This is a genomic window from Micromonospora trifolii, assembly GCF_022229005.1.
GTDB classification, from domain to species: Bacteria; Actinomycetota; Actinomycetes; order Mycobacteriales; family Micromonosporaceae; genus Micromonospora; species Micromonospora trifolii.
Genome location: NZ_JAKKFD010000029.1, coordinates 55,845 through 80,405 on the forward strand (window position 1 = coordinate 55,845; position 24,561 = coordinate 80,405).

Genomic DNA, 24,561 nt, shown 5'->3' on the forward strand with positions numbered 1-24,561 from the left:
AGTTCGGGAATTGGCCGGCCGGAGTGCCCTTCTCGACGGTTAGCGTCGCGGCATGTTCTCGCTGACCTACCCCGACGGGCACCTGCTCAGCACCGATCCGGCGCGGATCGATCTGGACCTGGTGCACCACTGGTTGTCCACCGACGCGTACTGGGCTCTCGGACGAGACCGGGAGACCACCGAGCGGTCGTTCGCCGGCTCGCTGCCGTTCGGCATCTACCGGCCGGAGGACGGCCGCCAGGTGGCGGTGGCCCGGGTCGTCACGGACCGCGTCACCTTCGCCTGGCTCTGCGACGTGTACGTCGACCGGGCCGCCCGGGGTCGCGGGCTGGGCGGGTGGCTGGCCGGCGCGGTCCGCGACCACCTGGCCGAGCTGGGCGTACGCCGGATCCTGCTCTGCACCAGCGACGCGCACCAGGTGTACGAGCGGGTGGGCTTCACCCCGCTGGACGTGCCGCAACGCTGGATGCAGCTCGACCGACGGCCCCCGGTGACCCCGATCACCGGAAAGGAACAAAGCAGCGCTACGCCCCTTACGGTTGAGGCGTGACGCCACTCCGTCTGGGATACCTCTACGGCCTCGGCGCGTACCTGCTCTGGGGTTTCTTTCCGCTCTACCTGAAGCTGCTGCGGCCCGCCGGCCCGCTGGAGATCCTGGCCCACCGGATCGTCTGGTCGGTGGTCTTCGTGGCCCTGCTGCTGGGGGCGCTGCGCAACGTCGGCTTCCTGCGGGCGCTGCTGCGCCGCCCGTGGGCGGTGGCGGGGATCGTCGTCGCCGCCGCGCTGATCGCTGTCAACTGGGGCACCTACATCTACGGGGTCAACTCCGACCGGGTGGTGGAGACCGCGCTCGGCTACTTCATCAACCCGCTGGTAGTGGTGCTGCTCGGGGTGACGGTGCTGCGGGAGCGGCTACGCCCGGCGCAGTGGGTGGCGCTGGGGATCGGCGCGTCGGCGGTAGCGGTGCTGACAGTGGACTACGGCCGGCTGCCCTGGCTGGCGTTGACCCTGGCGTTCAGCTTCGCCGGCTACGGCCTGGTCAAGAAGCGGCTCGGGCTGCCGGCGGCCGAGGGGCTCTTCGTCGAGTCGGCCGTGCTGGCGTTGCCGGCGCTGGGCTACCTGGCCTGGCTGACGGCGAAGGCCGACCTGACCTTCGGGCACGTCTCGGCCGGGCACACCGCGCTGCTGGTGCTGGCCGGCGCGGCCACGGCGATCCCGCTGCTGTTGTTCGCCGGGGCGGCCAACCGCCTGCCCCTGAGCAGCCTCGGCATGGTCCAGTATCTGGCGCCGATCCTTCAGCTCGGTTGCGGGGTGCTGATCTTCCACGAGCCGATGCCGCCGGCCCGGCTGGCCGGCTTCGCGTTGGTCTGGCTGGCCCTGATCGTCTTCACCATCGACGCCGTCCGAACCTCCCGCCGCACCCGCCAGTCCCGCCAACCGACCCCCGTCCCCACCCCCGTTCCCACCCCTTGACCCCGCGATCTTGCGGTTTCGGTCGTCGATATGCCCTCGATGTCCCCTATGGGAGGGCAGAAAGTGCAAGATCGCGGAGGACGAAGGGGTTAGGGGACGGCGTAGGTCAGGAGGGGTGTTCCGTCGGCTTTTTGTAGCTCCACGCTGACCAGCTCGGCGTCGGTGAACCTCGTCGCGCCGGTGAAGCTGAGGTCGTCGCCGGGAGCCGCCAACCAGGAGCCGATCTGCTCGGTGGCGCCATTCGGACCACGCGCCACCAACCGGAACGGGTACGCCTTGCCGTAGCTCGTCCGCGCGTCGTACCCGCACCGCATTGTCACCTCGGTGCCCCACTTGGTGCCGGTGAGCCCGAGGTCGGCGTGCACCGGCCCGGCGGCCACCGGTCGCATGGCCACCATCGACACCTGCGGGGCCGGCTTGCCCTGCGGCACGGACGGGTCGACCGGTCGAGGCAGCGCCACTGCGGTGCCCACACCGACCACCAGCGCCAGCCCGGCCGCGGCCAGTGTGGTCAGTGCGTACCGTCGCCGGTCCGCGGCGCGTTCCCGACGACGGCGCTGGCGGGCCTCGTCGAGCAGCGCGGGCACCCGGGGCGGGGCCGGCGGCGGCAGGATCTGCTCCAACCCCGCCGGGTCGAGGCGCCCGAGCAACCCGGGCAGGACGGCGATCTCGGCGACCGCCTCCCGACACGAGGCGCAGCCGCCGAGGTGCCGCTCGTAGGCCGCCCGTTCGGCGGGGGCCAGGGCGCCCAGCACGTACGCGCCGTCGTCGTACGCGAACTCGCACCGGGTCATCCCGTCACCCCCATCTCGGCCAGGACCAACCGTAGAGACCGCAGCGCGTAGTGGGTGCGGGATTTCACGGTCCCTGGCGGTACGCCTAGGCGGGACGCCGCCTCGGCCACCGACCGCCCCTGGTAGAAGCACTCGACCAGCACTTCCCGGTGGGTCGGGCTGAGCCTGTTCAGCGCCTCGGCGACGGTCCACGCCTCCACCGCCCGTTCGGCCTCGTCGATCACCTCGGGCGGTTCGGGCAGATCGTCGGTGAACACCTCGCCGACCCGGGTGGATCGCCGCCGCCAGGCGTCGATGGCCAGGTTGCGGGCGGTGGTGAACAGCCAGGACCGCACCGATCCCCGCCTCGGGTCGAGTGACTCCGGATGTCGCCAGGCCCGCAGCAGCGTCTCCTGCACCAGGTCCTCGGCCCGCTGCCGGTCCCCGTTGACCAGCCGCAGGGCATGGGCGTACAGCGCCTCCGCGTGCTCGTCGTGCAGCGCGCGCAGCAGTTGGGCGTCGTGGTCGCTGATGGCGGTCTCCTCGCTTCCGGCGCGCGTCCGGCGGTGCGTTCGCTCGGGAATACGTGCTGTCACGCCGATCGGTTCAGCCCGAGGTCAGACCGGTCGCGTGGTGGTTGCCGCCGACGAAGGTGTTCATGCCCGGTTCACATCGCGGCTGACGTGCGCTCACCACGTCCTCCTAGCGTCCGGCTGGTACGCCGCCTGTCGCGTCACCGACTTCTCTGGAGGCTTCCCCCATGAGCGACCGTCCCCGGCTGCTCCCCCTGTTGAACGGCACCCGCCATGGCACCCGTGATGCCATGACCTGTCTGTACCGGTGCGGAAACGCGTGTGACCACCCGGTCCCGAACACCTCCGACAACGCGTACTTCGGTGACGTGGTGAACGCCGAGGTGTCGCGGCGTGGCGTGGTCCGGGCCGGCGCGGTCGGCGCGCTGGTGCTCGGTTTCGGCGGCGCGGCAGCCGGAGCGCTCGCCGGGGCGGCCCCGGCCATGGCGGCCCCGACCGCCGCCCCGGACGTGCCGGAGAACTTCGGGTTCGGTCGTCCGGGCACCGGGGTCGGCAGCGGCGCGCTGACCTTCAAGCCGATCCCACCGAACAAGCTGGACACCCTTGTCGTGCCGAACGGCTACGACCACGCCGTGGTGATCAAGTGGGGTGACCCGGTGCTGCCGGGCGCGCCGGATTTCAACCTTCACCACCAGACCGCCGCAGCGCAGTCCAAGCAGTTCGGTTACAACAACGACTTCGTGGGCGTGCTGCCCCTGGACAAGCAGGGCAAGCGAGCGCTGCTCGTGGTCAACCACGAGTACACGAACGAGGACCTGATGTTCCCGGGCTTTCCCGGCCTGGACGGGCTCTCCGTGGAGCAGCTGCGCACCGCCATGGCCGCACACGGTATGTCAGTGGTGGAGCTTGAGCGGGTAGCGGGCACCGGGCAGTGGCAGCCGGTCGGCAAGGGCCCGCGGCCGTACAACCGGCGGGTCACCGCCCTGAGCACCAAGTTCGACCTGACCGGCCCGGCCGCAGGCTCGGCCTGGCTGAAGACCGCCGCCGACCCCAGGGGCCGCACCGTCGTCGGCACGCTGAACAACTGCGCCGGTGGCGTGACCCCGTGGGGCACAGTGCTCTCCGGCGAGGAGAACTTCAACCAGTACTTCGTGGGCGCCGACGCCGCCCCGGCCGAGCTGAAGCCGAAGCTGGACCGCTACGGCATCAGCACCGCCAGCCGTTACCCCAGCGGCAGCCGCAAGTGGGAGCGCGCGGACGAGCGCTTCGACCTGGCGAAGCACCCCAACGAGGCACACCGGTTCGGCTGGGTCGTCGAGATCGACCCGTTCGACCCGGAGAGCCGCCCGCGCAAGCACACAGCGATGGGCCGGTTCAAGCACGAGGGCGCCAACGTGATCGTCGCGAAGGACGGCCACGTGGTCGCGTACATGGGCGACGACGAGCGGTTCGACTACCTCTACAAGTTCGTCTCGGACAAGAAGTTCATGAAGGGCAACTCCTGGGCTGCCCGCAAGCACAACCTGACGCTGCTGGAAACCGGCACGCTCTACGTGGCGAAGCTCGACCAGACCAGCGCCGCCGAGATCGACGGCTCGGGCAAGCTCCCCACCGACGGCGCGTTCAACGGTCGGGGTCGCTGGATCAAGCTGGTCAGCGGCAACCGGTCGTTCGTCGACGGGATGACCGCCGCGGACGTGCTCACCTTCACCCGGCTCGCCGGTGACAAGGTCGGCGCGACCAAGATGGACCGCCCCGAGGACGTCGAGCCGAGCCTGCTCACCGGCAAGGTGTACGTGGCGCTGACCAACAACACCAACCGGGGCGTCGGCAGCAACCCGAAGGCGGACGAGGCCAACCCGCGCAACGCCAACAAGCACGGGCAGATCCTGGAGCTGGTCGAGGACCGCAACGACAACACCTCGGAGACCTTCGCCTGGTCGCTGCCGATCGTCTGCGGCGACCCAACCGACCCGTCGACCTTCTTCGCCGGGTACGACAAGACCAAGGTCTCCCCGATCTCCTGCCCGGACAACGTCGCCTTCGACGCCACCGGCAACCTCTGGATCTCCACCGACGGCAACGCGCTGGGCAGCAACGACGGCCTGTTCGCCACCGCCGTGGAGGGCCCGGAGCGGGGTCACCTCAAGCAGTTCCTGACAGTGCCGCTCGGAGCGGAGACCTGCGGCCCGTTCATCACCGGCGACAACCGCTCGGTCTTCGTCGCCGTGCAGCACCCGGGTGAGATCACCGGGGCCTCGGTGGAGAACCCGGCCTCGAACTGGCCGGACGGTGACTACGCCAAGCCGGGCGTGGTGGTCACCTGGCGCCTCGACGGCGGCCCGGTGGGCAGCTGACGTCGTACCCACGGCCGAGCGGCCGCTGACGTTGCTCCGGCGGTCCGGCGCTGGACCGCCCCGAGAGGCCCTCTCCCAGCCCGGGAGAGGGCCTCTCGGCGGTCAGTTGTCGGAGGCGATGCCGTCGGCCACGCTGCGGGCCACTGTGAGCAGCTTGGCGCGTACCACCCGGGCGGAGGTCATCATCTCGCTGGCCGGCAACGCGCAGGCCAACACGACGCGGCGCTCCATGTCCTTGTCCGGCGCGACGAGCACCGCGGCGCACGCCACGCCCTGCCGGAACTGCCCCATCTCCAGTTGCATGCCGCGCCGGTCGCCTGCGGCGAGGTCGGCCTCGAAGGTCTCGGTGGTGGTCAGCGTGGCGGTGGTGAACGGGCGCATGCCGTACTCGCGCAGATAGCGGTAGCGCTGGTCGGTCGTGAGGGTGGCGAGCAGCGACTTGCCGAGAGCTGTCGCGTGCGCCCCCTCGTCGAAGCCGGGGACCAGATCCTCCAGGTAGGGCGAGCGGTGCCCCTCGGCGACCGCCGTGAGGGCCACCTGACCGCCGACGAACCGGCCGAGGTAGTGGCTGTAGCCGGTGTCCAGGGCGGCCCGCCGCAGCGTCTCACCGACCGCCGGCGGGCCCCGGAACGCCGTCACCAGCTCCCGGTACCGGTCGGCCACCTCCAACCCCACGATGTACGTGCCGTCCTCGCGACGGATCACGTAGCCCTCGTAGGCGAGGGTGCGAACCAGGTGGTACGTGGTGGCCACTGTCAGCTCGCAGCGCCGGGCGATCTGCTTGACGGTCAGGCCCTTCGGGGCGCGACCGACCGACTCCAGCACCCGTAGCGCTCGGGACACGCTGCGAATCAGGTCCGAAGGTTCTGCCAAGGGGTCGCGCACAACCACCTCCGCCGCCGGGGACTTACACCATATGAAAAACAGGCCCGGTGCGAAATGCCTGTTCGGGTCGAGGATGCCAGATCGTCATCCACAGCTTGTGCCCCGCCAGTCACCAGGAGTGCTGTGAGCGGGGCTCGCGTAGGTTTGCCGAACGATGACCGACACCTCCAATACCCCCGATCCGGCCGCTGCCCAACGCCACCCGGTCCGGGCCAGCGCCGGCGCAGTCGTCACCACAGTGGCCTGCGTGCTCCCCGTCTTCCTGCTCGGCGGGCTCGCCGTGCAGATGGGCACCGACCTCGGCTTCTCGCCGGCCGGGCTGGGCCTGGCCGTCTCCGTCTACTTCGGGGTCAGCGCGCTGGCCTCGGTGCCCTCCGGGCGGTTGGTCGAGCGGTACGGGCCGGCAGTGGTGGCCCGCTGCGGCATCCTGCTGGCCGCCGGGTCGATGCTGGCAGTGGCCGCCTTCGCCCGGTCGTACCCGGTGCTGGTCGGCCTGCTGGCACTCAGCGCCGCCGCTAACGCGCTCGGCCAGTTGGCCAGCAACACCGCGCTGGCCCAGCACGTGCCGGCCCGGCGGCAGGGGCTGTCGTTCGGTGTCAAGCAGGCCGCCATCCCGGTCTCCACACTGCTCGCCGGGGTGGCGGTGCCCACCATCGCGCTCACCGCCGGCTGGCGCTGGGCGTTCGTGGCCGCTGCCGTGGCCGCGCTGACGACGCTGGCCGCCGTTCCCCGGCAGTTGCCCGGCCTGGCCCGGCGGGCCGGGGCCGCGCGCGCCGGTCGGGCGACGGCGGCGCTGGTGGTGATCGGCGCGGCGGCGACGTTGGCCTCGGGCGCGGCCAACTCGCTGGGCACCTTCCTGGTGGACTCCGCCGCCGCCCGGGGTCTGTCGCCGGGCCTCGCCGGCCTCACCCTGACCCTGGGCAGCGCGGTCTGCGTGGTGTCCCGGGTGGGCGCCGGCTGGCTGGCCGATCGCCGCGAGACCGGTCACGTCGCCCTCATCGCCGCGATGCTGCTCGTCGGCGCGGCCGGGTTGGGCCTGCTCGCGTTGACCGGGTCGGTGCCGTTGGTGGTCGGCGTGGTGCTCGGCTTCGGCCTGGGCTGGGCCTGGCCCGGCCTGATGAACTTCGCTGTGGTCCGGCTCCACCCACAGTCACCGGCCGCCGCCACCTCGATCACCCAGACCGGGGTGTACGCGGGTGGCTGTCTCGGCCCGCTGAGCCTGGGCCCGTTCGCCGCCCACCTCGGCTACCCGGCCATGTGGAGCATCGCGGCCGTGGCGATGCTGCTCGCCGCCGCCCTCATGCTCGTCGGTAGCCGGCTGTTGACCCGCGCCGCCGCAGCGGCCCGGGGCGTGGATCAGCTGGTGCGGTCGGCGATGTAGTCGCAGAGCGACTCGAGCGCGCTGCGGGACGGGCCGTGCGGCAGCGGGGCGAGCTGCGCGCGGGCCTCCTCGGCGTAGCTGCGCACGGTCTCCCGGGCCCGCTTGAGCGCCGGGCTCTCCCGGAGCAGCCCCAACGCCTCGGCGTGCAGCGCGTCGTCTGTCAACGGGCCGGTCGCCAGGATCTCCCGCAGCCGCACCGACGACGCGTCGGAGTCGTCCGCCTCGCGGGCGTAGAGCACCGGCAGTGTGGGGACACCCTCACGCAGGTCAGTGCCGGGGGTCTTGCCCGACTGCACCGACTCGGAGGCGATGTCCAGCAGGTCGTCGGAGAGCTGGAAGGCGACACCGATCGTCTCGCCGTATCCGGCGAGGGCCTCCACGTGCTCCGGGGCGGCACCACCGAACATCCCGCCGAAGCGGGCGGACGTGGCGATCAGCGAGCCGGTCTTCTCGGCGATCACGTTCAGGTAGTGGGCCACCGGGTCGTCGTCGGCGCGCGGCCCCACGGTCTCCGCGATCTGGCCGTGCACCAGCCGGGCGAAGGTGCGCGCCTGCAACCGGACCGCCTCGGGGCCCAGGTCGGCGGCGATGTCCGCCGCGCGGGCGAAGAGGTAGTCACCGACCAGGATGGCGACCGAGTTGGTCCACCGGGAGTTCGCGCTCGGCGCGCCCCGACGGACGGCAGCCTCGTCCATCACGTCGTCGTGGTAGAGGGTGGCGAGGTGAGTGAGCTCCATCACCACGGCGGCCGGGACCACCTGCGCACCGGTCGGATCACCGAACTGGGCGCCGAGCGCCACCAGCAACGGCCGGAACCGCTTCCCGCCGGCCTCGACGAGGTGCCGCGCCGCCTCGGTGACGAACGGGTCGGCACTGGCCACGCTGGCCCGCAACTCGACCTCGACCGTGTCCAGCAGACCCAGCACGGACGCCTCGACACGGGGATCGGACAGATTGAGGCCAAGCGCGCCGAACTGACTCGTGCTCGCCCGACCCCGTCGACCGCCGGAGCCGGAGGCACCTGAACGCTCGCCCGCCGGTTTCACCACGCTATCAACCATGCCACACCCGTTCGACCTGCTCCGGCCCGGGGATACGCACCGGGGGCCGGCACGTGAACACGCGCCGACCCCCGGTGATCGATCCTTCGGTCATCGAACGAATTCGGCGGCTCCGGTAGCCAGGTCGAGCAGCGGCGCCGGGGCGACGCCCAACACCAGGGTCGCCAGCACACCGATCGTCAGCGCGGCGGCGGTGAGCCCACCGGGCACTGTGACGGTCGGGGTGGACTCGCCCGGCTCGGAGAGCCACATCATCACCACGACCCGCAGGTACGGGAACGCGAGCACCATGCTGGTCAGCACACCGGCGATCACCAGCCAGGCCTGGCCACCCTCCAGCGCCGGCCCGAAGATGGCGAACTTGCTGGTGAAGCCGCTGGTCAGCGGGATACCGGCGAAGGCCAGCAGGATGAACGTGAACAGCGCGGCGAAGAACGGCGACCGCCGGCCCAGCCCGGCCCAGCGGGACAGGTGGGTGGCCTCGCCGTCCTCGTCGCGGACCAGCGTCACCACGGCGAACGCGGCCAGCACCGAGAAGCCGTACGCGACCAGGTAGAACATCGTGCCGGCGAGCCCGTCACGGCTCGGCGCCAACACACCGACCAGCAGGTAGCCGGCGTTGGCGATCGAGGAGTACGCGAGCAGCCGCTTGATGTCGGTCTGGGTGACCGCGAGCACCGCGCCCACCAGCATGGTCAGCACCGCCACCGCGCCGAGGACCGGGGTGAAGTCCCAGTTGGCGTCGGCGAACGCGACCTGGAAGACGCGCAGCAGGGCACCGAACGCGGCGACCTTCGTGCAGGCCGCCATGAAACCGGTGACCGGGGTCGGAGCGCCCTGGTAGACGTCCGGGGTCCAGACGTGGAACGGGGCCGCCGCGGCCTTGAAGAGCAGACCGATGGCGAGCAGCGCCATGCCGGCGAAGAGCAGCACCGGGCTGGCCGGCGACTCGCCCACCGCCGCGTGGATGGTGGCGAAGTCGACGCCGGCCGTCCGGCCCGGGATGCCGGAGGTGAAGCCGTAGATCAGGGCCACGCCGAACAGGAAGAACGCCGAGGCGTACGCGCCGAGCAGGAAGTACTTCATCGCCGCCTCCTGGCTCAGCAGACGCCGGCGACGGGCCAGCGCGCAGAGCAGGTAGAGCGGCAGGGAGAAGACCTCCAGCGCGATGAACATGGTCAGCAGGTCGTTCGCCGCCACGAAGATCAGCATGCCGCCGATCGCGAACGTGGTCAGCGGGTAGACCTCGGTCAGACCGTTGCGCCCCTCGGCCTGCCGCCGGTCGTCGGCCGACTCGGCGGTCACCGCGGCCTGGGCGACGAAGGCCCCGCCCCGCTCGACCGAGCGGTCACCGATCAGCAGCAGCGCCATCGCGGCCAGCACCAGGATCGCGCCCTGGAGGAAGAGCGTCGGCCCGTCGATCGCGAGGGCCTGGCCGGCGGTGATGATCCGCTCGTCGGCGCTGAGGACCACCATGGTCAACGCCGCGAGCACCGCGAGCAGCGCCAGCGTCAACTGCACCACGTGCCGCCAGCGACGAGGCACCAGCGCCTCGACCAGCACGCCGAGCAACGCCGTGCCCAGCATGATCAGGATCGGAGAGATCGCCGCGTAGTCGATCGACGGCAGCTTCAACTCGGTCACTTTGCCGCCTCCTGGACGGTGCCGCCCACGGACGGCGCCGGGTCGGTTCTGCCGATGTCGTCCATGGTCGCCTGGACGGCGGGGTTGATCACGTCAGTGACCGGCTTGGGGAAGAAGCCGAGCAGCACGATCAGCGCGATCAGCGGGGCGACCACTACCTTCTCGCGCAGGTTGAGGTCCCGGCGCATGCCGTCGACCTCGCTCAGCGCCGGGTTGAGGGTGCCCTGGGTGGTGCGCTGCACCATCCACAGCACGTACGCGGCGGCCAGGATGATGCCGAGCGTGGCGATGACAGCGACCGGCTTGTTCACGGTGAAGGTCCCGATCAGCACCAGGAACTCGGAGATGAACGGCGCCGTGCCGGGCAGCGCGAGCGAGGCGAGACCGGCGAAGAAGAGCACCCCGGCGAGCACCGGGACGAGCTTGCCGGCGCCACCGAAGTCGCTGATCAGTGACGAACCACGCCGGGAGATCAACATGCCCACCACCAGGAAGAGCAGGCCGGTGGCCAGCCCGTGGTTGAGCATGTAGAGCACCGCGCCGGTGCCGGCCTGGGTGGTGAAGGCGAAGATGCCCACCCCGATGAAGCCGAAGTGCGCGATCGAGGTGTACGACACCAGCCGCTTGAGGTCGTTCTGGCCGACCGCCAGCAGCGCGGCGTAGACGATGCCGATCACGCCCAGGGCCAGCGCCCACGGCGCGAACCACTTCGACGCCTCGGGGAACAGCGGCAGGCAGTAGCGCAGGATGCCGAAGGTGCCGACCTTGTCCAGCACGCCGACGAGCAGCGCCGCCGCGCCCGCCGGGGCGGCGCCACCGGCATCGGGCAGCCAGGTGTGGAACGGGAAGAACGGCGCCTTGATGGCGAACGCGAGGAAGAAGCCGAGGAACAGCCACCGCTCGGTGCCGGTGCTGATGTCGACCTGCGAGAGCGCCTGCCAGTCGAAGGTCTTCCCGCCGACCACCCAGAGGCCGATCACCGCGGCCAGCATGAACAGACCGCCGACGAGCGAGTAGAGGAAGAACTTCACCGCCGCGTACTGCCGCTGGTGGCCGCCGTAGCTGCCGATGAGGAAGTACATCGGCACCAGCATGACCTCGAAGAACACGTAGAACAGGAAGACGTCGGCGGCCGCGAAGACGCCGATCATCGTGCATTCGAGGACCAGCAGCAGCGCGAAATAGACGGGCACCGACCGCTTCGACGACTCGGCGTCGTGCCAGGACGCCAGGATCACCAACGGCACCAGCACCGCGATCAGCATCAGCATCACCAGCGCGATGCCGTCGGCGGCGAACGTGAAGCTGACCCCCCAGTTCGGAATCCACGAGTACGACTCGCGGAACTGGAACCGGTCACCACCGGCGTTGAAGCTGACCCACATCACCACCGACAGCACCAGCACGAGCAGCGACCAGGCGAACGCCACCTGCTTGGCCAGCTCCGGGCGGTGGCGCGGCAGGAAGGCCACCACCAGGGCGCCCACCAGCGGCGCCACGGTGAGCACCGAGAGGAACGGGAAGTTGGACATTATGCGGCCTTACCTCCGTCGTGGATGCGTGGTCCGCCGGCGGGGGCGGGCGTATTGAGGTCGATCACGCCAACCACCCCGCCTGCACCGCCAGGAACGCCGCCATCACCAGCAGCGCACCTGCCAGGATCGAGGTGGCGTACGAGCGGACAAAGCCGGTCTGCATCCGGCGGAGGCGACCCGAGCCCCCGCCGACAGCGGCGGCGAGCCCGTTGACGAGCCCGTCGATGCCCCGGTTGTCGAGGTACACCAGCGCCCGGGTGAGGAAGATGCCCGGCTTCTCGAAGACCGCCTCGTTGACCGTGTCGGTGTAGAGGTTGCGCCGGGCGGCGGTGACCAGCACCCCGGCCGGCTGCGGCGCGGTGGCCGTGCCGGCCCGGAACAGGAACCAGGCGAGCCCGGCGCCGAGCACCGTGACCAACAGCGACAGGATGGTGATCACGGTGTGCGAGAGGACCGCCGCGTGCTCCGCGTGCTCGCCGCCCAGCCCGGCGGTCTCCGTGAGCCAGTCCGGAACGGACGTGGCGAGCAGGAAGCCGGCGCCGACCGACCCGACCGCCAGGAGGATCAGCGGGATGGTCATCAGCTTCGGCGACTCGTGCGGGTGCTCGATGTCCTCGGTCCACCGCTTCGGACCGTGGAAGGTGAGCACGAACAGCCGCGTCATGTAGAACGCGGTCAGCCCGGCGCCGAGCAGCGCCGCACCACCGAAGAGCCAGGCGGTCCAGTCCTCCCGCTCGAAGGCGGCCACGATGATCGGCTCCTTGGAGAAGAAGCCGGAGAACGGGAACATGCCGATGATGGCCAGCCAGCCCATCATGAAGGTCAGCCAGGTGATCTTCATGTACTTGGACAGCCCACCGAAGCGGCGGATGTCGACCTGGTCCTTCATTCCGTGCATGACCGAGCCGGCGCCCAGGAACATGTTGGCCTTGAAGAAGCCGTGCGCCAGCAGGTGCACGATGGCCAGCGCGTACGCCGCGCCGCCGAGGCCCACACCGAGGAACATGTAGCCGATCTGGCTCACCGTCGACCAGGCGAGGACCCGCTTGATGTCGTCCTTGGCGGCACCGATGATGCAGCCGATCAGCAGGGTGAGCGCGCCGACGCTGACCACCACGAGTTGCAGCGTCGAGTTGGCGGAGAAGATCGGGTTGGACCGGGCGATCAGGTAGACGCCCGCGGTGACCATTGTGGCGGCGTGGATGAGCGCCGACACCGGCGTCGGGCCCTCCATCGCGTCGGGCAACCACGCCTGGAGCGGGAACTGGCCGGACTTACCGGCGGCGCCGAGGAGCAGCAACAGGCCGAGGACCAGCACCGTGGTGCCGGTCAGCGCGCCGACACCGTTGAACACCTCGTCGTACTGGGTGGTGCCCAGTGTGGCGAACATGATGAAGATGCCGATGGCCAGGCCGGCGTCGCCGACCCGGTTCATCAGGAACGCCTTCTTGCCGGCGGTGGCCGCGCTCGGCCGCTCGGTCCAGAAGGAGATCAGCAGGTACGACGCCAGACCGACGCCCTCCCAGCCGAAGTACAGCATCACGTAGTTGTTGCCGAGCACCAGCAGCAGCATCGCCGCGACGAACAGGTTGAAGTACGCGAAGAACCGACGACGGCCCGCGTCGTGCGACATGTACTCCACCGCGTACAGGTGGATCAGGAAACCCACCCCGGTGATCAGCAGTACGAAGACCGCGGCCAGCGGGTCGAAGAGCAGGCCGAAGTCGACGCGCAGGTCACCGACAGCGATGAAGTCCCAGAGGCTCAGCTCGACCGACTTGTTCTCCAGGCCCCGCAGCTGGAAGAAGAAGCTCAGGCCGAGCACGAACGCGGCGCCGATGGCGGCGACGCCCAACCAGTGCCCCCAGCGGTCGGCCCGGCGGCCGAGCAGCAGCAGGATGGCCGCGCTGACCAGCGGGATCGCCACCAGCAGCCAGACGCCCCCAAGCAGCCCCGTGGCCTGGGCGTATTCGACAGTCTCTTCCACCGGTGGACCCCTCTAGTACTTGAGCAGGTTGGCGTCGTCGACACTCGCCGAGCGTCGCGTCCGGAAGATGGACATGATGATCGCGAGCCCGACCACGACCTCGGCCGCCGCCACCACCATCACGAAGAACGCCATGATCTGGCCGTTGAGGTCACCGTTGATCCGGCTGAAGGTGACCAGCGTCAGGTTGGCGGCGTTGAGCATCAGCTCCACGCACATGAACAGCACGATCGCGTTGCGCCGGATCAGCACCCCGGCGGCGCCGATGGTGAACAGCACCGCGGCGAGGACGAGGTAGTAGGTCGGCTCGACCGAGAAGAACGTTCCCATTACTTGGTTTGCCTTCCGTTCGCGACTGCGAGGCTCCGCTTCGCTGCACTCCTCGCGCTCACCGGTCCGTACCCTTCAGGGCCGTCTCCTCGGCGGTCAGCTCGCGCTGCGGAAGGATCGCCGGGGTGCTGCGGTCGGTCAGGCGGCCGTCGGGCAGCCGGGCCGGGGTGGCCACCGAGGAGGAGGTCGCGAAGACGCCGGGGCCCGGCTTCGGGCCGGGGTAGTTGCCCGGGGCGAAGCGCGCCTTCATTGTCGACACCTGATCGACCTTGTCCTGCTTCCGTCGCTCGACGTGGGCCAGCACCATGGCACCGACCGCTGCGGTGATCAGCAGCGCCGAGGTCAGCTCGAACGCGAAGACGTACTTGGTGAACAGCAGCCGGGCGATGCCCTGCACGTTCCCCTCGGCGTTGACCTGCTCCAGACCGGCAGTGGTGGTCCGGTCCAGTGCCTGGTAGAGGCCGGTGCCGACCAGGCCGGCGAAGCCCAGGCCGAGCACGATCGCAGCGACCCGCTGGCCGCGCAGCGTCTCGATCAGCGAGTCGGTGGAGTCCCGACCGACCAGCATCAGCACGAAGAGGAAGAGCATCATGATCGCGCCGGTGTAGACGATGATCTGCACCATGCCGATGAACGGACCGGCCTGGAGCACGTAGAACACGCCCAGGCAGAGCATGGTGAGCACCAGCCACAGCGCCGAGTGCACGGCGTTGCGAGCGGCCACCATCCCGATCCCGCCGATCAGCGCGAGCGGGGCGAGGATCCAGAAGGTGACCGCCTCGCCGGTGGAGACCGAATTCGCCGCGGCGAGCACCGTAGACGTGGTCATGCTTCCTCTCCCTTGCCGGCCGCCACGCGCTGGGCGGCCTGCTCGGCGCCCGGGAACGTCACGCCGGGGTGCTCCTCGACCTGGTAGCGGCCGGGGCCCATCGGGGACGTCTCCGCACCGGCGGAGGTGCCCGGGTTGTCCAGCGCGCCGACGTAGTAGTCCTTCTCGCTGTCACCCAGCCGCATCGGGTGCGGAGGCTGCTCCATGCCCTCCAGCAACGGCGCGAGCAACTGCTCCTTGGTGAAGATCAGGTCCTGCCGGTTGTCCCGGGCCAGCTCGTACTCGTTGCTCATGGTGAGCGACCGGGTCGGGCAGGCCTCGATGCACAGCCCGCAGAAGATGCAGCGGGCGTAGTTGATCTGGTAGACGCTGGCGTACCGCTCACCCGGCGAGAAGCGCTGCTCGTCGGTGTTGTCGCCACCCTCGACGTAGATCGCGTCCGCCGGGCAGGCCCAGGCGCACAGCTCGCAGCCGATGCACTTCTCCAGGCCGTCCGGGTGCCGGTTGAGGATGTGCCGCCCGTGGTAGCGCGGCGCCGACACCGGCGGCTTGAACGGGTAGTCGGTGGTGACGACCTTCCTGAACATGTGCGAGAAGGTGACACCGAATCCCTTGAACGTTCCGGTGATCGCGCCCACGTCACACCTCCCTGGAGTCCGAGCCGGCAACGATGTTGGCCGGCTCCCGCTCGGCGACCACGCGCGTGATACGCGGGCTCGGTGGTACCTGAAGATCCATCGGTGGCAGCGGGAAGCTCCCGTGCGGCCGGTTGTCGACCTGTTCCTGCGTCGTCGGCGTCGGCTTCGGCTTCCGGCTGGGCCAGAAGATCGTGGCGATCAGCAGGATGCCGGCCGGAATGCCGACGGCGATCACCTTGCCGCGGGTGTCCCAGTCCTCGATGGAGCGCAGGCCCGACAGGACCAGGATCCAGACCAGGTTGATAGGCAGCAGCACCTTCCAGCCGAGCCGCATGAACTGGTCGTACCGCAGCCGGGGCAGCGTGCCACGCAGCCACACGAAGACGAAGACCAGCGCGATCACCTTGCCGAAGAACCAGAGCATCGGCCACCAACCGGAGTTGGCGCCCTCCCAGATGGTGATCGGCCAGGGTGCTCGCCAACCGCCCAGGAACAGCGTGGTGGTGACCGCGGACATGGTCACCATCGCGACGTACTCGCTGAGCATGAAGAGCGCGAACTTCAGCGAGCTGTACTCGGTCATGAAGCCGGCGACCAGCTCGGACTCGGCCTCGGGCAGGTCGAACGGCGCCCGGTTGGTCTCACCCACAGTGGCGATGAAGAAGATGATGAAGCTCGGCAGCAGCAGGATCGCGTACCATCCCGGCGCCGGGATGGTCTGGCCCCAGATGGTCAGCTGGGTGCCGTCGCCCTGAGCGGCGACGATCCCGCTGGTGCTCATCGTGCCGGCGGTCATGAAGACCGCCACGATGCTGAGCCCCATGGCGACCTCGTAGGAGATCATCTGGGCGCTCGACCGGAGACCGCCCAGCAGCGGGTACGTCGAGCCGGAGGCCCAGCCACCCAGCACGATGCCGTAGACGCCCATCGAAGAGCAGGCGAGCAGCAGCAGCACCGCCACCGGCACATCGGTGACCTGCAACGGCGTGTGGTGACCGAAGATGCTCACCATCGGGCCGAAGGGCACCACCGACAGGGCGGTGACCGCGCAGATCACCGAGATGGTCGGGGCGAAGAAGTAGACGACCTTGTCGGCAGCCTTCGGGAGGATGTCCTCCTTGAAGGCCATCTTCAGGCCGTCGGCGAGGGTCTGCAGCAGGCCGAACGGGCCGACCTGGTTGGGGCCGGGCCGCACCTGCATGTAACCGACCACGCGCCGTTCGAACCAGACGCCGAGCAGGGTGGCCAGCAGACCGAAGGCGAACGCGAAGACAACCTTGCCGAGAACCAGCCACCACGGATCCCGGCCGAAGTCGGCCAGCGTCGGATCCTGGGCGAGGAAGGACGGACTCACTGTGCCCACCTTTCGTTCGCGACTGCGAGGCTCACTGGTTACCCCCGGAGTTGAGGAGCGGACCCGGGAGACCGGTCTCGTCGGCCGCCACGCGTCCGGCCGGGATGGCCGTACTCGGTGCGGGGACGGATATCCGGACGACAGCGCCGGACGTCGCCCCGAGGCTGCGCCGCACTGTCGAGCCGGGTGAGTTGGTCGGCAGCCAGACCACGCCGTCCGGCATCTCGGTGAGTTCCGCCGGCAGGGTCAGCGCCCCCCGGTCGGTGCCGACAGTGACCGCGTCACCGTCGACCACACCGAGCGCCTCGGCGGTGCCCTTGCCCAGCCGGACCACCGGCGGGCGGGCGGTCCCGGCGAGGTTCTCGTCGCCCTCGGTCAGGGTGCCGAGGTCCACCAGCTGGTGCCAGGTGGCCAGCACGGCCTCACCGGCGTTCGGCTGCGGCACCCGGCCCGGTGCGACCGACGGCGCGGCCGGCCGGGACATCCGCGTCGCCGGCAGCATGCCCAGCTCGCGACGCACGCTCGGCACGTCGGCAGTGCCGAGTTGCACGTCGAGCAGCGCGGCCAGCGCGTCGAGCACCCGGCCGTCGGTCATCGCGGCGGTGTTCAGCACCGCCTCGAACGGGCGAAGCCGACCCTCCCAGTCCAGGAAGCTGCCGGCCTTCTCGGCCACCGGGGCAACCGGCAGCACCACGTTCGCCCGCCGGGTCACCGCGCTGGCGCGCAGCTCAAGGCTGACCAGGAACGGCACCGCGTCCAGCGCGGACTCGGCCAGTCGCGGGTCGGCCAGGTCGGCCGGGTCGACACCGCCGACGACCAGCGCGCCGAGCTGCCCGTTGGCGGCGGCGGTCAGGATGCCGTCGGTGTCCCGACCGGCCTGGCTCGGGATCACTCCGGCCGGAATGTCCCACGCCTCACCCAGCTCGGCCCGGGCAGCCGGCTCGGTGACCAGGCGTCCACCGGGGAGCAGGTTGGGCAGGCAGCCCGCGTCGACAGCGCCGCGGTCACCCGCGCGCCGCGGCACCCAGGCCAGCTTCGCGCCGGTACGCCGGGCCACGTCCGCTGCGGCGGAAAGCCCACCCGGCACGCTGGCCAGACGCTCACCGACGATCAGGATCGCGCCCGGTGCGCTCAGCGCCTCGCTGACAGTGGCGTGCTCGGCGAGCACGCTGGCCTCCTCGCCCGGCACGACCCGGGCCAGCTTGGCACCGAGCTTCTCCAGGCCGCGGGTGGCGAAGGGCGCCAGCGCGTACACCGTCAGGGTCTTCTTCAGGTACGCCTTGCGCAGCCGCAGGAAGAGGATCGGGCACTCCTCCTCAGGCTCCAGGCCGACCAGCACCACCGCCGGCGCGTTCTCCACGTCGGTGTAGGTGACGTCGGTGACCCCGGCGACCGAGCTGGCCAGGAAGTCGGCCTCCTCGCGGGAGACCGGGCGGGCCCGGAAGTCGATGTCGTTGGTGTTCAACGCGACCCGGGCGAACTTGGCGTACGCGTACGCGTCCTCGACGGTCAGCCGGCCGCCGGTGAGCACCGCGGTGCCCTGCCCGCTCTCCCGGGCGATGTGCAGCCCCTCGGCGGCGACGGTGAGCGCCTCGCTCCAGGACGCCTCGCGCAGCTCACCGGTGTGCTCGTCGCGGACCAGCGGAGTGGTCAGCCGGTCGGCGGCCCGGGTGTACTGGAAGCCCCAGCGACCCTTGTCGCAGTTCCACTCCTCGTTGACCTGCGGCTCGTCGCCGGCCAGCCGGCGCAGCACCTTGCCGCGCCGCCAGTCGGTGCGCTGCCCGCAGCCGGCCGAGCAGTGCTCGCAGACGCTCGGGCTGGAGACCAGGTCGAACGGGCGGGCGCGGAAGCGGTACTGGGCACCGGTCAGCGCGCCCACCGGGCAGATCTGCACCGTGTTGCCGGAGAAGTAGGAGTTGAACGGGACGTCCCCGGCGTCGCCCTCCTCGCCGTACGCGTCGTCCCGGTAGATGTTGATCTCCTCGGCGGACGACCGGCCCATCAGGTCGATGAACTTGTCGCCGGCGATCTCCTCGGAGAACCGGGTACAGCGCTGGCAGAGCACGCACCGCTCGCGATCCAGCAGCACCTGGCTGCTGATCGCCATCGGCTTCTCGTACTCCCGCTTGTGCTCGTGGAAGCGCGAGTCGGTGCGGCCGGTGGACATCGCCTGGTTCTGGAGCGGGCACTCGCCGCCCTTGTCACACATCGGGCAGTCCAGCGGGTGGTTGAGCAGCAGCAGCTCCATCACCCCCTCCTGCGCCTTCTTGGCCACCGGGGAGGTGATCTGCGTACGCACGACCATGCCGTCGGCGACGGCCTGGGTGCAGGAGGCGACCGGCTTGCGCTGCCCCTCCACCTCGACCAGGCACTGCCGGCACGCGCCGGCCGGAGCCAGCAGCGGGTGGTCGCAGAACCGGGGGATCTCGGTGCCCATCTGCTCGGCGACCCGGATCAGCAGCGTCCCCTTGGGAGCGGTGACCTCGACGCCGTCGATGGTGAGGGTGACGGTCTCGGTCTGCTTGGCTACGTCGGTCATCAGTGCGCCCCTACCAGGGTCTTCTCCGACAGCTTGGGTGCGGTCCGACCCTCGATGTAGTCGAGGTAGTCCTGCTTGAAGTACTGCAGCGAGGAGGTCACCGAGCTGGTCGCGCCGTCACCCAGACCGCAGAACGAGCGGCCGAGGATGTTGTCGCAGGTGTCCAGCAGGGTGTCCAGGTCTTCGTGGGTGCCCTGACCGGCGAGGATCCGCCGGTAGACCCGGACCATCCAGTAGTTGCCCTCACGGCACGGGGTGCACTTGCCGCACGACTCGTGGTGGTAGAACTCCAGCCACCGGTACGTCGCATAGACCGGGCAGTCCTGGTCGGAGAAGATCTGGGTGGCAGTGGTGCCCAGGATCGAGCCGGCCGCCGCCACCCCCTCGAAGTCCAGTGGCACGTCCAGGTGCTCGGCGGCGAGCAGCGGGGTGGACGAGCCGCCCGGGGTCCAGAACCGCAGGTTGTGGCCGGGCTGCATGCCACCGGCCAGCTCCAGCAACTCGCGCAGCGTGACACCCATCGAGCACTCGTACTGGCCCGGGTTGACGACCCGACCGGAGAGCGAATAGATCATCGGCCCGGAGGACTTCTCGGTGCCCATGCTCTTCCACCAGTCGGCCCCACCGAGCACGATCGGCGGCACGCTGGCGATGGTGCCGACGTTGTTCACCACCGTCGGGCTCGCGTACAGGCCGTGGGTGGCCGGGAACGGCGGGCGCAGCCGGGGCTGACCCCGGAACCCCTCCAGCGAGTCCAGCAGCGCCGTCTCCTCGCCGCAGATGTACGCCCCGGCGCCGGAGTGCACCACCAACTCCAGGTCGTAGCCGCTGCGCAGGATGTTCCGGCCCAGGTAACCCTTGTCGTACGCCTCCTGGACGGCGTTGCGCAGCCGACGCGCGGCGTGCACCGCCTCGCCCCGGATGTAGATGTAGGCGCGGGCGGCCCGGATCGCGTACGACGCGATGATGACGCCCTCGACCAGCGCGTGCGGGTCGTGGGTCATCAGCGGCAGGTCCTTGCAGGTGCCCGGCTCGCCCTCGTCGGCGTTGACCACCAGGTAGTGCGGCTTACCGTCGCCCTGCGGAATGAAGCCCCACTTGAGGCCGGTGGGGAAGCCGGCGCCGCCCCGACCGCGCAGCCCGGAGTCCTTGATCAGCTGGATCAGGTCGTCCGGGTGGGCCTTGAGCGCCTTGCGCAGTGCGGCGTAGCCGTCCAGCTGCTCGTACGTGCCGATGCGCCAGGCGTCCGGCGACAGCCAGCGCTTGGTCAGCACCGGCGTCAGCTTGGCCAGCGTCTCCGGGCGGGGAGTGGTCACTTCTGGGCCCCCGTTTCGTTCGCGTCCGCCGGTCCGGCGCCGTCGGCGTCCGTGCCAGCCTTCGCTTCGGTGAGGTTGCGCTCCTGCGCCCCGGCTTCGTCGCCGGCGGGCTTGCCGTCGCCGGCCGGCGCGTTGGCCGCCACACCGGCGGCCTCGGCCGCCCGTGCGTCGCCAGCTTCGGGCGCGGTGCCGGTGCCGTCCGTGGGGACCTTGGTGCCGGGGGCATCCGGCACCGCGGTGCCCGCGTCCGGCTGCCGGGTCTCGGCGGTACGCACCTGCGGCGACTTGTCGTCCGGTGCCTTGACGTCCCGCGTGGTGCTGCCACTCGCGTCTGCCGGCTTCGCCGTCTCGGTGGCAGTTGCCGGCTTCGCCGTCTCGGCGACCCCGGCCGCACCCGTCGGGGCGGACGCCCCGTCGCCACCCTTGACCGGCGCCGCGCTGGCCTCGACGGGCGCCGGCCTGGCGGCCTCCGCCTTCGCCTTCGCCTCGGCGGCGGCCTTGTCGGCCTCGGCCTTGCTGCGGATCGGGGTGTTCGGGTCGAAGCCCGGCACCGAGACGCCGTGCTGCTGGGCCAGCCGCAGCCCGCGCAGGGTGGGCTCGCCCGGCCCGCCGTCGGCGACCGCACCGTCGCGCTCGTCGGCGAAACCGGCGAGCTGCACCGCCATTTCCTTGAGGGTGCAGAGCCGGGCGCCCCGGGTCGGCATCGGCCGACCGCCGGAGCGCAGCTCGTCGACGACACCGACAGCTGTGGAGGCGTCCACGCCGTCGAAGAAGTCGTAGTTGACGGTCATCACCGGGCCGTAGTCGCACGCCGCCAGGCACTCGGCGTGCTCCAGCGTGATCGTGCCGTCCGCTGTGGTCTCGTCGTGCCCGACGCCCAGGTGCTCGGCGAGGGTGTCGTAGACCTCCTGGCCACCGAGCACATTGCACATGGTGTTGGTGCAGACGCTGACCAGGAAGTCACCGGTCGGCTTGCGCTTGTACATCGTGTAGAAGGTGGCCACCGCGCCGACCTGGGCCTTGTTCAGCCCCAGCACCTCGGCGCAGAACGTGACCCCGGCCGGGGAGACGTACCCCTCTTCGGCCTGGACCAGGTGCAGCAGCGGCAGCAACGCCGAGCGGGACCGGTCCGCCGGGTAACGGGCGATGATCTCGCGCGCCCGCTCCCGGGTCTCGTCAGTGAAAACAGTCATCGGTCACAACCACCCATCACCGGGTCCAACGAGGCGCCGCCGGCGATCACGTCGGCGATCAGACCGCCCTCGGCCATCGCCGGGAGGGCCTGGAGGTTGACGAAGCTCGGCTCCCGGTAGTGCACCCGGTAGGGCCGGGTGCCACCGTCGGAGACCGCGTGGACGCCCAGCTCGCCGCGGGGCGCCTCGATGGCGACGTACACCTGGCCGGGCGGAACCCGGAAGCCCTCGGTCACCAGCTTGAAGTGGTGGATCAGCGACTCCATCGACTGACCCATGATCTTCGCGACGTGCTCCAGCGAGTTGCCCATGCCGTCCACGCCGATGGCCAGTTGCGCCGGCCAGGCGATCTTGCGGTCGGCGACCATCACCGGGCCCGGACGGAGCCGGTCCAGCGCCTGCTCGACCAGCTTCATCGACTCTCGGATCTCGGCGAGCCGGACCTGGTAGCGACCCCACACGTCACCGTCGGGGTGGGTCGGCACGTCGAACTCGTACGTCTCGTAGCCGCAGTACGGCATGGTCTTGCGCAGGTCCCAGGCGAGGCCGGCGGAGCGCAGCACCGGGCCGGTGATGCCGAGCGCCACGCAGCCGGTGACGTCCAGCACCGCGACGTTCTTCGTCCGCTCGGTCCAGATCGGCTGGCCGGAGAGAAGGTCCTCGTACTCCTTGAGCTTCTTCGGCATCATCTTGAGGAACTCGCGGATCTTGACGATCGCGTCGTCCGGCACGTCCTGCGCCACACCGCCCGGCCGCACGTACGCGTGGTTCATCCGCAGGCCGGTGATGGTCTCGAAGATGTCGAGGATGTACTCCCGCTCACGGAAGCCGTACAGCATGATCGAGATCGCGCCCAGCTCCATGCCGGTGGTGGCCAGCCAGACCAGGTGCGACGAGATCCGGTTGAGCTCCATCATCAGCACGCGGATAGTGGTGGCCCGCTCGGTGATGTCGTCGGTGATGCCGAGCAGCTTCTCGACGGCGAGGGCGTACGCCGTCTCGTTGAAGATCGGGGCGAGGTAGTCCATCCGGGTCACGAACGTCGAGCCCTGAACCCAGTTGCGGTATTCGAGGTTCTTCTCGATGCCGGTGTGCAGGTAGCCGATGACCGAGCGGGCCTCGCGGACCGTCTCGCCCTCCAGCTCCAGGATCAGCCGCAGCACCCCGTGCGTGGACGGGTGCTGCGGACCCATGTTGACCACGATCCGCTCATCGTTGATCGGGTCGGTGCCCGCGACGATCGTGTCCCAGTCCCCACCGGTGACGGTGAAGACCCGGCCCTCGTCGGTCTCGCGCTCGCTGGCGTAGTTCGACGTCGTCACTGGTACGACCTCCGCTCGTTCGGCGGTTGGATCTCCGCGCCCTTGTACTCGACGGGGACGCCGCCGAGCGGGTAGTCCTTGCGCTGCGGGTGGCCCTCCCAGTCGTCCGGCATGAGGATCCGGGTCAGGCTCGGGTGGCCGTCGAAGACGATGCCGAACATGTCGTACGCCTCGCGCTCCTGCCAGTCCGCCGTCGGGTAGATGGCGGTCACGCTGGGCAGGTGCGGGGCTTCGACGGAGACGGCGGCCTCCAGCCGGACCCGCCGCCGGTACGTCATCGAGGTGAGCAGGTAGATCACGTGCAGCCGGCGTTCGTCGGCGCCCAGGTAGTCCGCACCGGACACCGAGGAGCACAGCTCGAACCGCAGCGCCAGGTCGTCCCGCATCACCTGGCAGACCTCGGCGATCCGCTCCGGGCGTACGTGCAGGGTCAGCTCACCCCGGTCGACGACCACCTTCTCGATCGCGTCGTTGAAGGCCGGGTACGCCTCTTCCAGCGCGTCGCGGACCTCGTCGAAGTAGCCCCCGTACGGCCGGGACGCCTCCTCGATGGGCTGGCGCTGGCGGACCAGACCGCCGTAGCCGGACACGTCGCCGCTGCCCTGGTTGCCGAACATCCCGCGACCCGCCGGGCTGGCCGGCGGGAACTCGGCGGGGGCACCACTGGTGGCGCCGGCCGGCACCACCGGCAGCGGCACGCCGCCGTCGTTTGGCTTGTCCGTGGGTGACGTCATTTCGGGCCTGCCTGCGGGTGGAGGTGGTTCTGAGCGTTCATCCAGTTCTCGATGCGCAGCTGCTCCTCGCGGCCCTCACGGACCGCCCGGGTCCACTCGGCGCGCCGGGCCTTGTCGCTGCGGTACGAGGAGGGCATCGAGCCGTAGGGCACTACCGGGACGTCGCCGCGCTCCTGGCGGGCCGCGAGCATCTTGCGACCGTTCGGGCCGAGCGGCTCATACATGATCTTCTCGCGGAGCTTGAGGATCGCGTCGATGAGCATCTCTGGCCGGGGCGGGCAGCCGGGCAGGTACATGTCGACCGGCACCACGTGGTCGACGCCCTGCACGATGGCGTAGTTGTTGAACATGCCGCCGCTGCTGGCGCAGACGCCCATCGAGAGCACCCAGCGTGGCTCGGCCATCTGGTCGTAGATCTGGCGCAGCACCGGGGCCATCTTCTGACTCACCCGGCCGGCCACGATCATCAGGTCGGCCTGCCGGGGCGACGCCCGGAAGACCTCCATGCCCCAGCGGCCCATGTCGTAGTGCGGACCACCGGCGGCCATCATCTCGATGGCGCAGCAGGCCAGGCCGAAGGTGGCGCCCCACACGGACGACTTCCGAGACCAGTTGACCAGCTTCTCCACCGAGGTGAGCAGGACGCCGGCGGGAAGCTTCTCCTCGATGCCCATCTG

21 protein-coding genes are annotated in these 24,561 nt (G+C 70.2%); 4 read left to right on the forward strand and 17 right to left on the reverse strand.

Annotated elements, in window-relative coordinates; genetic code table 11:
- The first annotated feature begins 52 nt into the window (after positions 1-52).
- Both NIE79_RS19285 and rarD read left to right on the forward strand, forming a co-directional pair.
- Positions 53-550 carry a GNAT family N-acetyltransferase gene (locus NIE79_RS19285; protein ID WP_238679881.1) on the forward strand — a complete coding sequence of 166 codons (498 nt, stop codon included), beginning with the start codon at positions 53-55 and terminating at the stop codon, positions 548-550.
- Positions 547-1,473, forward strand: coding sequence for an EamA family transporter RarD (gene rarD / locus NIE79_RS19290; RefSeq protein ID WP_238679882.1), 927 nt, complete (start codon positions 547-549; stop codon positions 1,471-1,473). The genes NIE79_RS19285 and rarD overlap by 4 nt, the downstream gene beginning before the upstream one ends.
- A gap of 89 nt (positions 1,474-1,562) precedes the next feature.
- Here the strand turns inward: rarD and NIE79_RS19295 are convergent, their stop codons facing one another.
- Entirely contained in the window at positions 1,563-2,267 is a 705-nt protein-coding gene (locus tag NIE79_RS19295) for an anti-sigma factor family protein (RefSeq protein ID WP_238679883.1), read from the reverse strand.
- The gene (locus NIE79_RS19300) at positions 2,264-2,779 is read right to left on the reverse strand and encodes a sigma-70 family RNA polymerase sigma factor (protein ID WP_051708644.1); all 516 of its coding nucleotides are present in this window, start codon (positions 2,777-2,779) and stop codon (positions 2,264-2,266) included. The genes NIE79_RS19295 and NIE79_RS19300 overlap by 4 nt, the downstream gene beginning before the upstream one ends.
- Before the next feature lie 227 nt (positions 2,780-3,006).
- Between NIE79_RS19300 and NIE79_RS19305 the strand changes: the two genes are divergently transcribed.
- On the forward strand, positions 3,007-5,136 hold the full coding sequence (locus tag NIE79_RS19305) for a PhoX family protein (protein WP_238679884.1): 2,130 nt from the start codon (positions 3,007-3,009) through the stop codon (positions 5,134-5,136).
- 102 nt (positions 5,137-5,238) lie between these two features.
- Here NIE79_RS19305 and NIE79_RS19310 read toward each other — a convergent pair whose 3' ends face one another.
- Entirely contained in the window at positions 5,239-6,021 is a 783-nt protein-coding gene (locus tag NIE79_RS19310; protein WP_238679885.1) for an IclR family transcriptional regulator, read from the reverse strand.
- A gap of 154 nt (positions 6,022-6,175) precedes the next feature.
- Between NIE79_RS19310 and NIE79_RS19315 the strand changes: the two genes are divergently transcribed.
- Entirely contained in the window at positions 6,176-7,402 is a 1,227-nt protein-coding gene (locus tag NIE79_RS19315; protein ID WP_238679886.1) for an MFS transporter, read from the forward strand.
- Here NIE79_RS19315 and NIE79_RS19320 read toward each other — a convergent pair.
- From NIE79_RS19320 to NIE79_RS19385, 14 genes are all read right to left on the reverse strand, one after another.
- Positions 7,378-8,463 carry a polyprenyl synthetase family protein gene (locus tag NIE79_RS19320; RefSeq protein ID WP_238679887.1) on the reverse strand — a complete coding sequence of 362 codons (1,086 nt, stop codon included), beginning with the start codon at positions 8,461-8,463 and terminating at the stop codon, positions 7,378-7,380. The genes NIE79_RS19315 and NIE79_RS19320 overlap by 25 nt on opposite strands.
- Positions 8,464-8,553: 90 nt before the next feature.
- Complete coding sequence (gene nuoN / locus NIE79_RS19325) at positions 8,554-10,107, reverse strand: NADH-quinone oxidoreductase subunit NuoN (protein WP_238679888.1); 1,554 nt, start codon at positions 10,105-10,107, stop codon at positions 8,554-8,556.
- Complete coding sequence (locus NIE79_RS19330; protein WP_238679889.1) at positions 10,104-11,639, reverse strand: NADH-quinone oxidoreductase subunit M; 1,536 nt, start codon at positions 11,637-11,639, stop codon at positions 10,104-10,106. The genes nuoN and NIE79_RS19330 overlap by 4 nt, the downstream gene beginning before the upstream one ends.
- A gap of 64 nt (positions 11,640-11,703) precedes the next feature.
- Positions 11,704-13,629: an NADH-quinone oxidoreductase subunit L gene (nuoL, locus tag NIE79_RS19335; RefSeq protein WP_238679890.1), complete on the reverse strand. Its 1,926-nt coding sequence runs from the start codon at positions 13,627-13,629 to the stop codon at positions 11,704-11,706.
- Positions 13,630-13,641: 12 nt separating this feature from the next.
- Entirely contained in the window at positions 13,642-13,959 is a 318-nt protein-coding gene (gene nuoK, locus NIE79_RS19340; protein ID WP_088951135.1) for an NADH-quinone oxidoreductase subunit NuoK, read from the reverse strand.
- Positions 13,960-14,017: 58 nt separating this feature from the next.
- Positions 14,018-14,788 (reverse strand): NADH-quinone oxidoreductase subunit J, encoded by a 771-nt coding sequence (locus NIE79_RS19345; RefSeq protein WP_238679891.1) that lies wholly within the window; start codon positions 14,786-14,788, stop codon positions 14,018-14,020.
- A complete protein-coding gene (gene nuoI / locus NIE79_RS19350) occupies positions 14,785-15,426 on the reverse strand; it encodes an NADH-quinone oxidoreductase subunit NuoI (RefSeq protein WP_238679892.1) in 642 nt (213 codons plus the stop codon). Before nuoI ends, NIE79_RS19345 begins: the two co-directional genes overlap by 4 nt.
- 1 nt (position 15,427) lies before the next feature.
- A complete protein-coding gene (nuoH, locus tag NIE79_RS19355; RefSeq protein WP_238679893.1) occupies positions 15,428-16,780 on the reverse strand; it encodes an NADH-quinone oxidoreductase subunit NuoH in 1,353 nt (450 codons plus the stop codon).
- Positions 16,781-16,811: 31 nt separating this feature from the next.
- Positions 16,812-19,319, reverse strand: a complete 2,508-nt coding sequence (locus tag NIE79_RS19360; RefSeq protein WP_238679894.1) for an NADH-quinone oxidoreductase subunit G — start codon at positions 19,317-19,319, stop codon at positions 16,812-16,814.
- The gene (gene nuoF / locus NIE79_RS19365; protein ID WP_238668747.1) at positions 19,319-20,635 is read right to left on the reverse strand and encodes an NADH-quinone oxidoreductase subunit NuoF; all 1,317 of its coding nucleotides are present in this window, start codon (positions 20,633-20,635) and stop codon (positions 19,319-19,321) included. The genes NIE79_RS19360 and nuoF overlap by 1 nt, the downstream gene beginning before the upstream one ends.
- Positions 20,632-21,828: an NADH-quinone oxidoreductase subunit NuoE gene (gene nuoE, locus NIE79_RS19370; RefSeq protein ID WP_238679895.1), complete on the reverse strand. Its 1,197-nt coding sequence runs from the start codon at positions 21,826-21,828 to the stop codon at positions 20,632-20,634. The genes nuoF and nuoE overlap by 4 nt, the downstream gene beginning before the upstream one ends.
- Positions 21,825-23,150, reverse strand: coding sequence for an NADH-quinone oxidoreductase subunit D (locus NIE79_RS19375; RefSeq protein ID WP_238679896.1), 1,326 nt, complete (start codon positions 23,148-23,150; stop codon positions 21,825-21,827). Before NIE79_RS19375 ends, nuoE begins: the two co-directional genes overlap by 4 nt.
- On the reverse strand, positions 23,147-23,884 hold the full coding sequence (locus tag NIE79_RS19380; RefSeq protein ID WP_238679897.1) for an NADH-quinone oxidoreductase subunit C: 738 nt from the start codon (positions 23,882-23,884) through the stop codon (positions 23,147-23,149). The genes NIE79_RS19375 and NIE79_RS19380 overlap by 4 nt, the downstream gene beginning before the upstream one ends.
- Complete coding sequence (locus NIE79_RS19385; protein ID WP_030486262.1) at positions 23,881-24,558, reverse strand: NuoB/complex I 20 kDa subunit family protein; 678 nt, start codon at positions 24,556-24,558, stop codon at positions 23,881-23,883. The genes NIE79_RS19380 and NIE79_RS19385 overlap by 4 nt, the downstream gene beginning before the upstream one ends.
- Positions 24,559-24,561 lie beyond the last annotated feature (3 nt).

Bases quoted from the DNA above. Each gene is read 5' to 3' on its own strand.
- NIE79_RS19380 (WP_238679897.1), bottom strand. From the start codon at position 23,884: ATGACGTCACCCACGGACAAGCCAAACGACGGCGGCGTGCCGCTGCCG.
- NIE79_RS19385 (WP_030486262.1), bottom strand. From the start codon at position 24,558: ATGGGCATCGAGGAGAAGCTTCCCGCCGGCGTCCTGCTCACCTCGGTG.
- NIE79_RS19315 (WP_238679886.1), top strand. From the start codon at position 6,176: ATGACCGACACCTCCAATACCCCCGATCCGGCCGCTGCCCAACGCCAC.
- NIE79_RS19330 (WP_238679889.1), bottom strand. From the start codon at position 11,639: ATGTCCAACTTCCCGTTCCTCTCGGTGCTCACCGTGGCGCCGCTGGTG.
- NIE79_RS19295 (WP_238679883.1), bottom strand. From the start codon at position 2,267: ATGACCCGGTGCGAGTTCGCGTACGACGACGGCGCGTACGTGCTGGGC.
- NIE79_RS19305 (WP_238679884.1), top strand. From the start codon at position 3,007: ATGAGCGACCGTCCCCGGCTGCTCCCCCTGTTGAACGGCACCCGCCAT.
- NIE79_RS19345 (WP_238679891.1), bottom strand. From the start codon at position 14,788: ATGACCACGTCTACGGTGCTCGCCGCGGCGAATTCGGTCTCCACCGGC.
- NIE79_RS19320 (WP_238679887.1), bottom strand. From the start codon at position 8,463: ATGGTTGATAGCGTGGTGAAACCGGCGGGCGAGCGTTCAGGTGCCTCC.
- NIE79_RS19285 (WP_238679881.1), top strand. From the start codon at position 53: ATGTTCTCGCTGACCTACCCCGACGGGCACCTGCTCAGCACCGATCCG.
- nuoE (WP_238679895.1), bottom strand. From the start codon at position 21,828: ATGACTGTTTTCACTGACGAGACCCGGGAGCGGGCGCGCGAGATCATC.
- NIE79_RS19360 (WP_238679894.1), bottom strand. From the start codon at position 19,319: ATGACCGACGTAGCCAAGCAGACCGAGACCGTCACCCTCACCATCGAC.
- nuoK (WP_088951135.1), bottom strand. From the start codon at position 13,959: ATGGGAACGTTCTTCTCGGTCGAGCCGACCTACTACCTCGTCCTCGCC.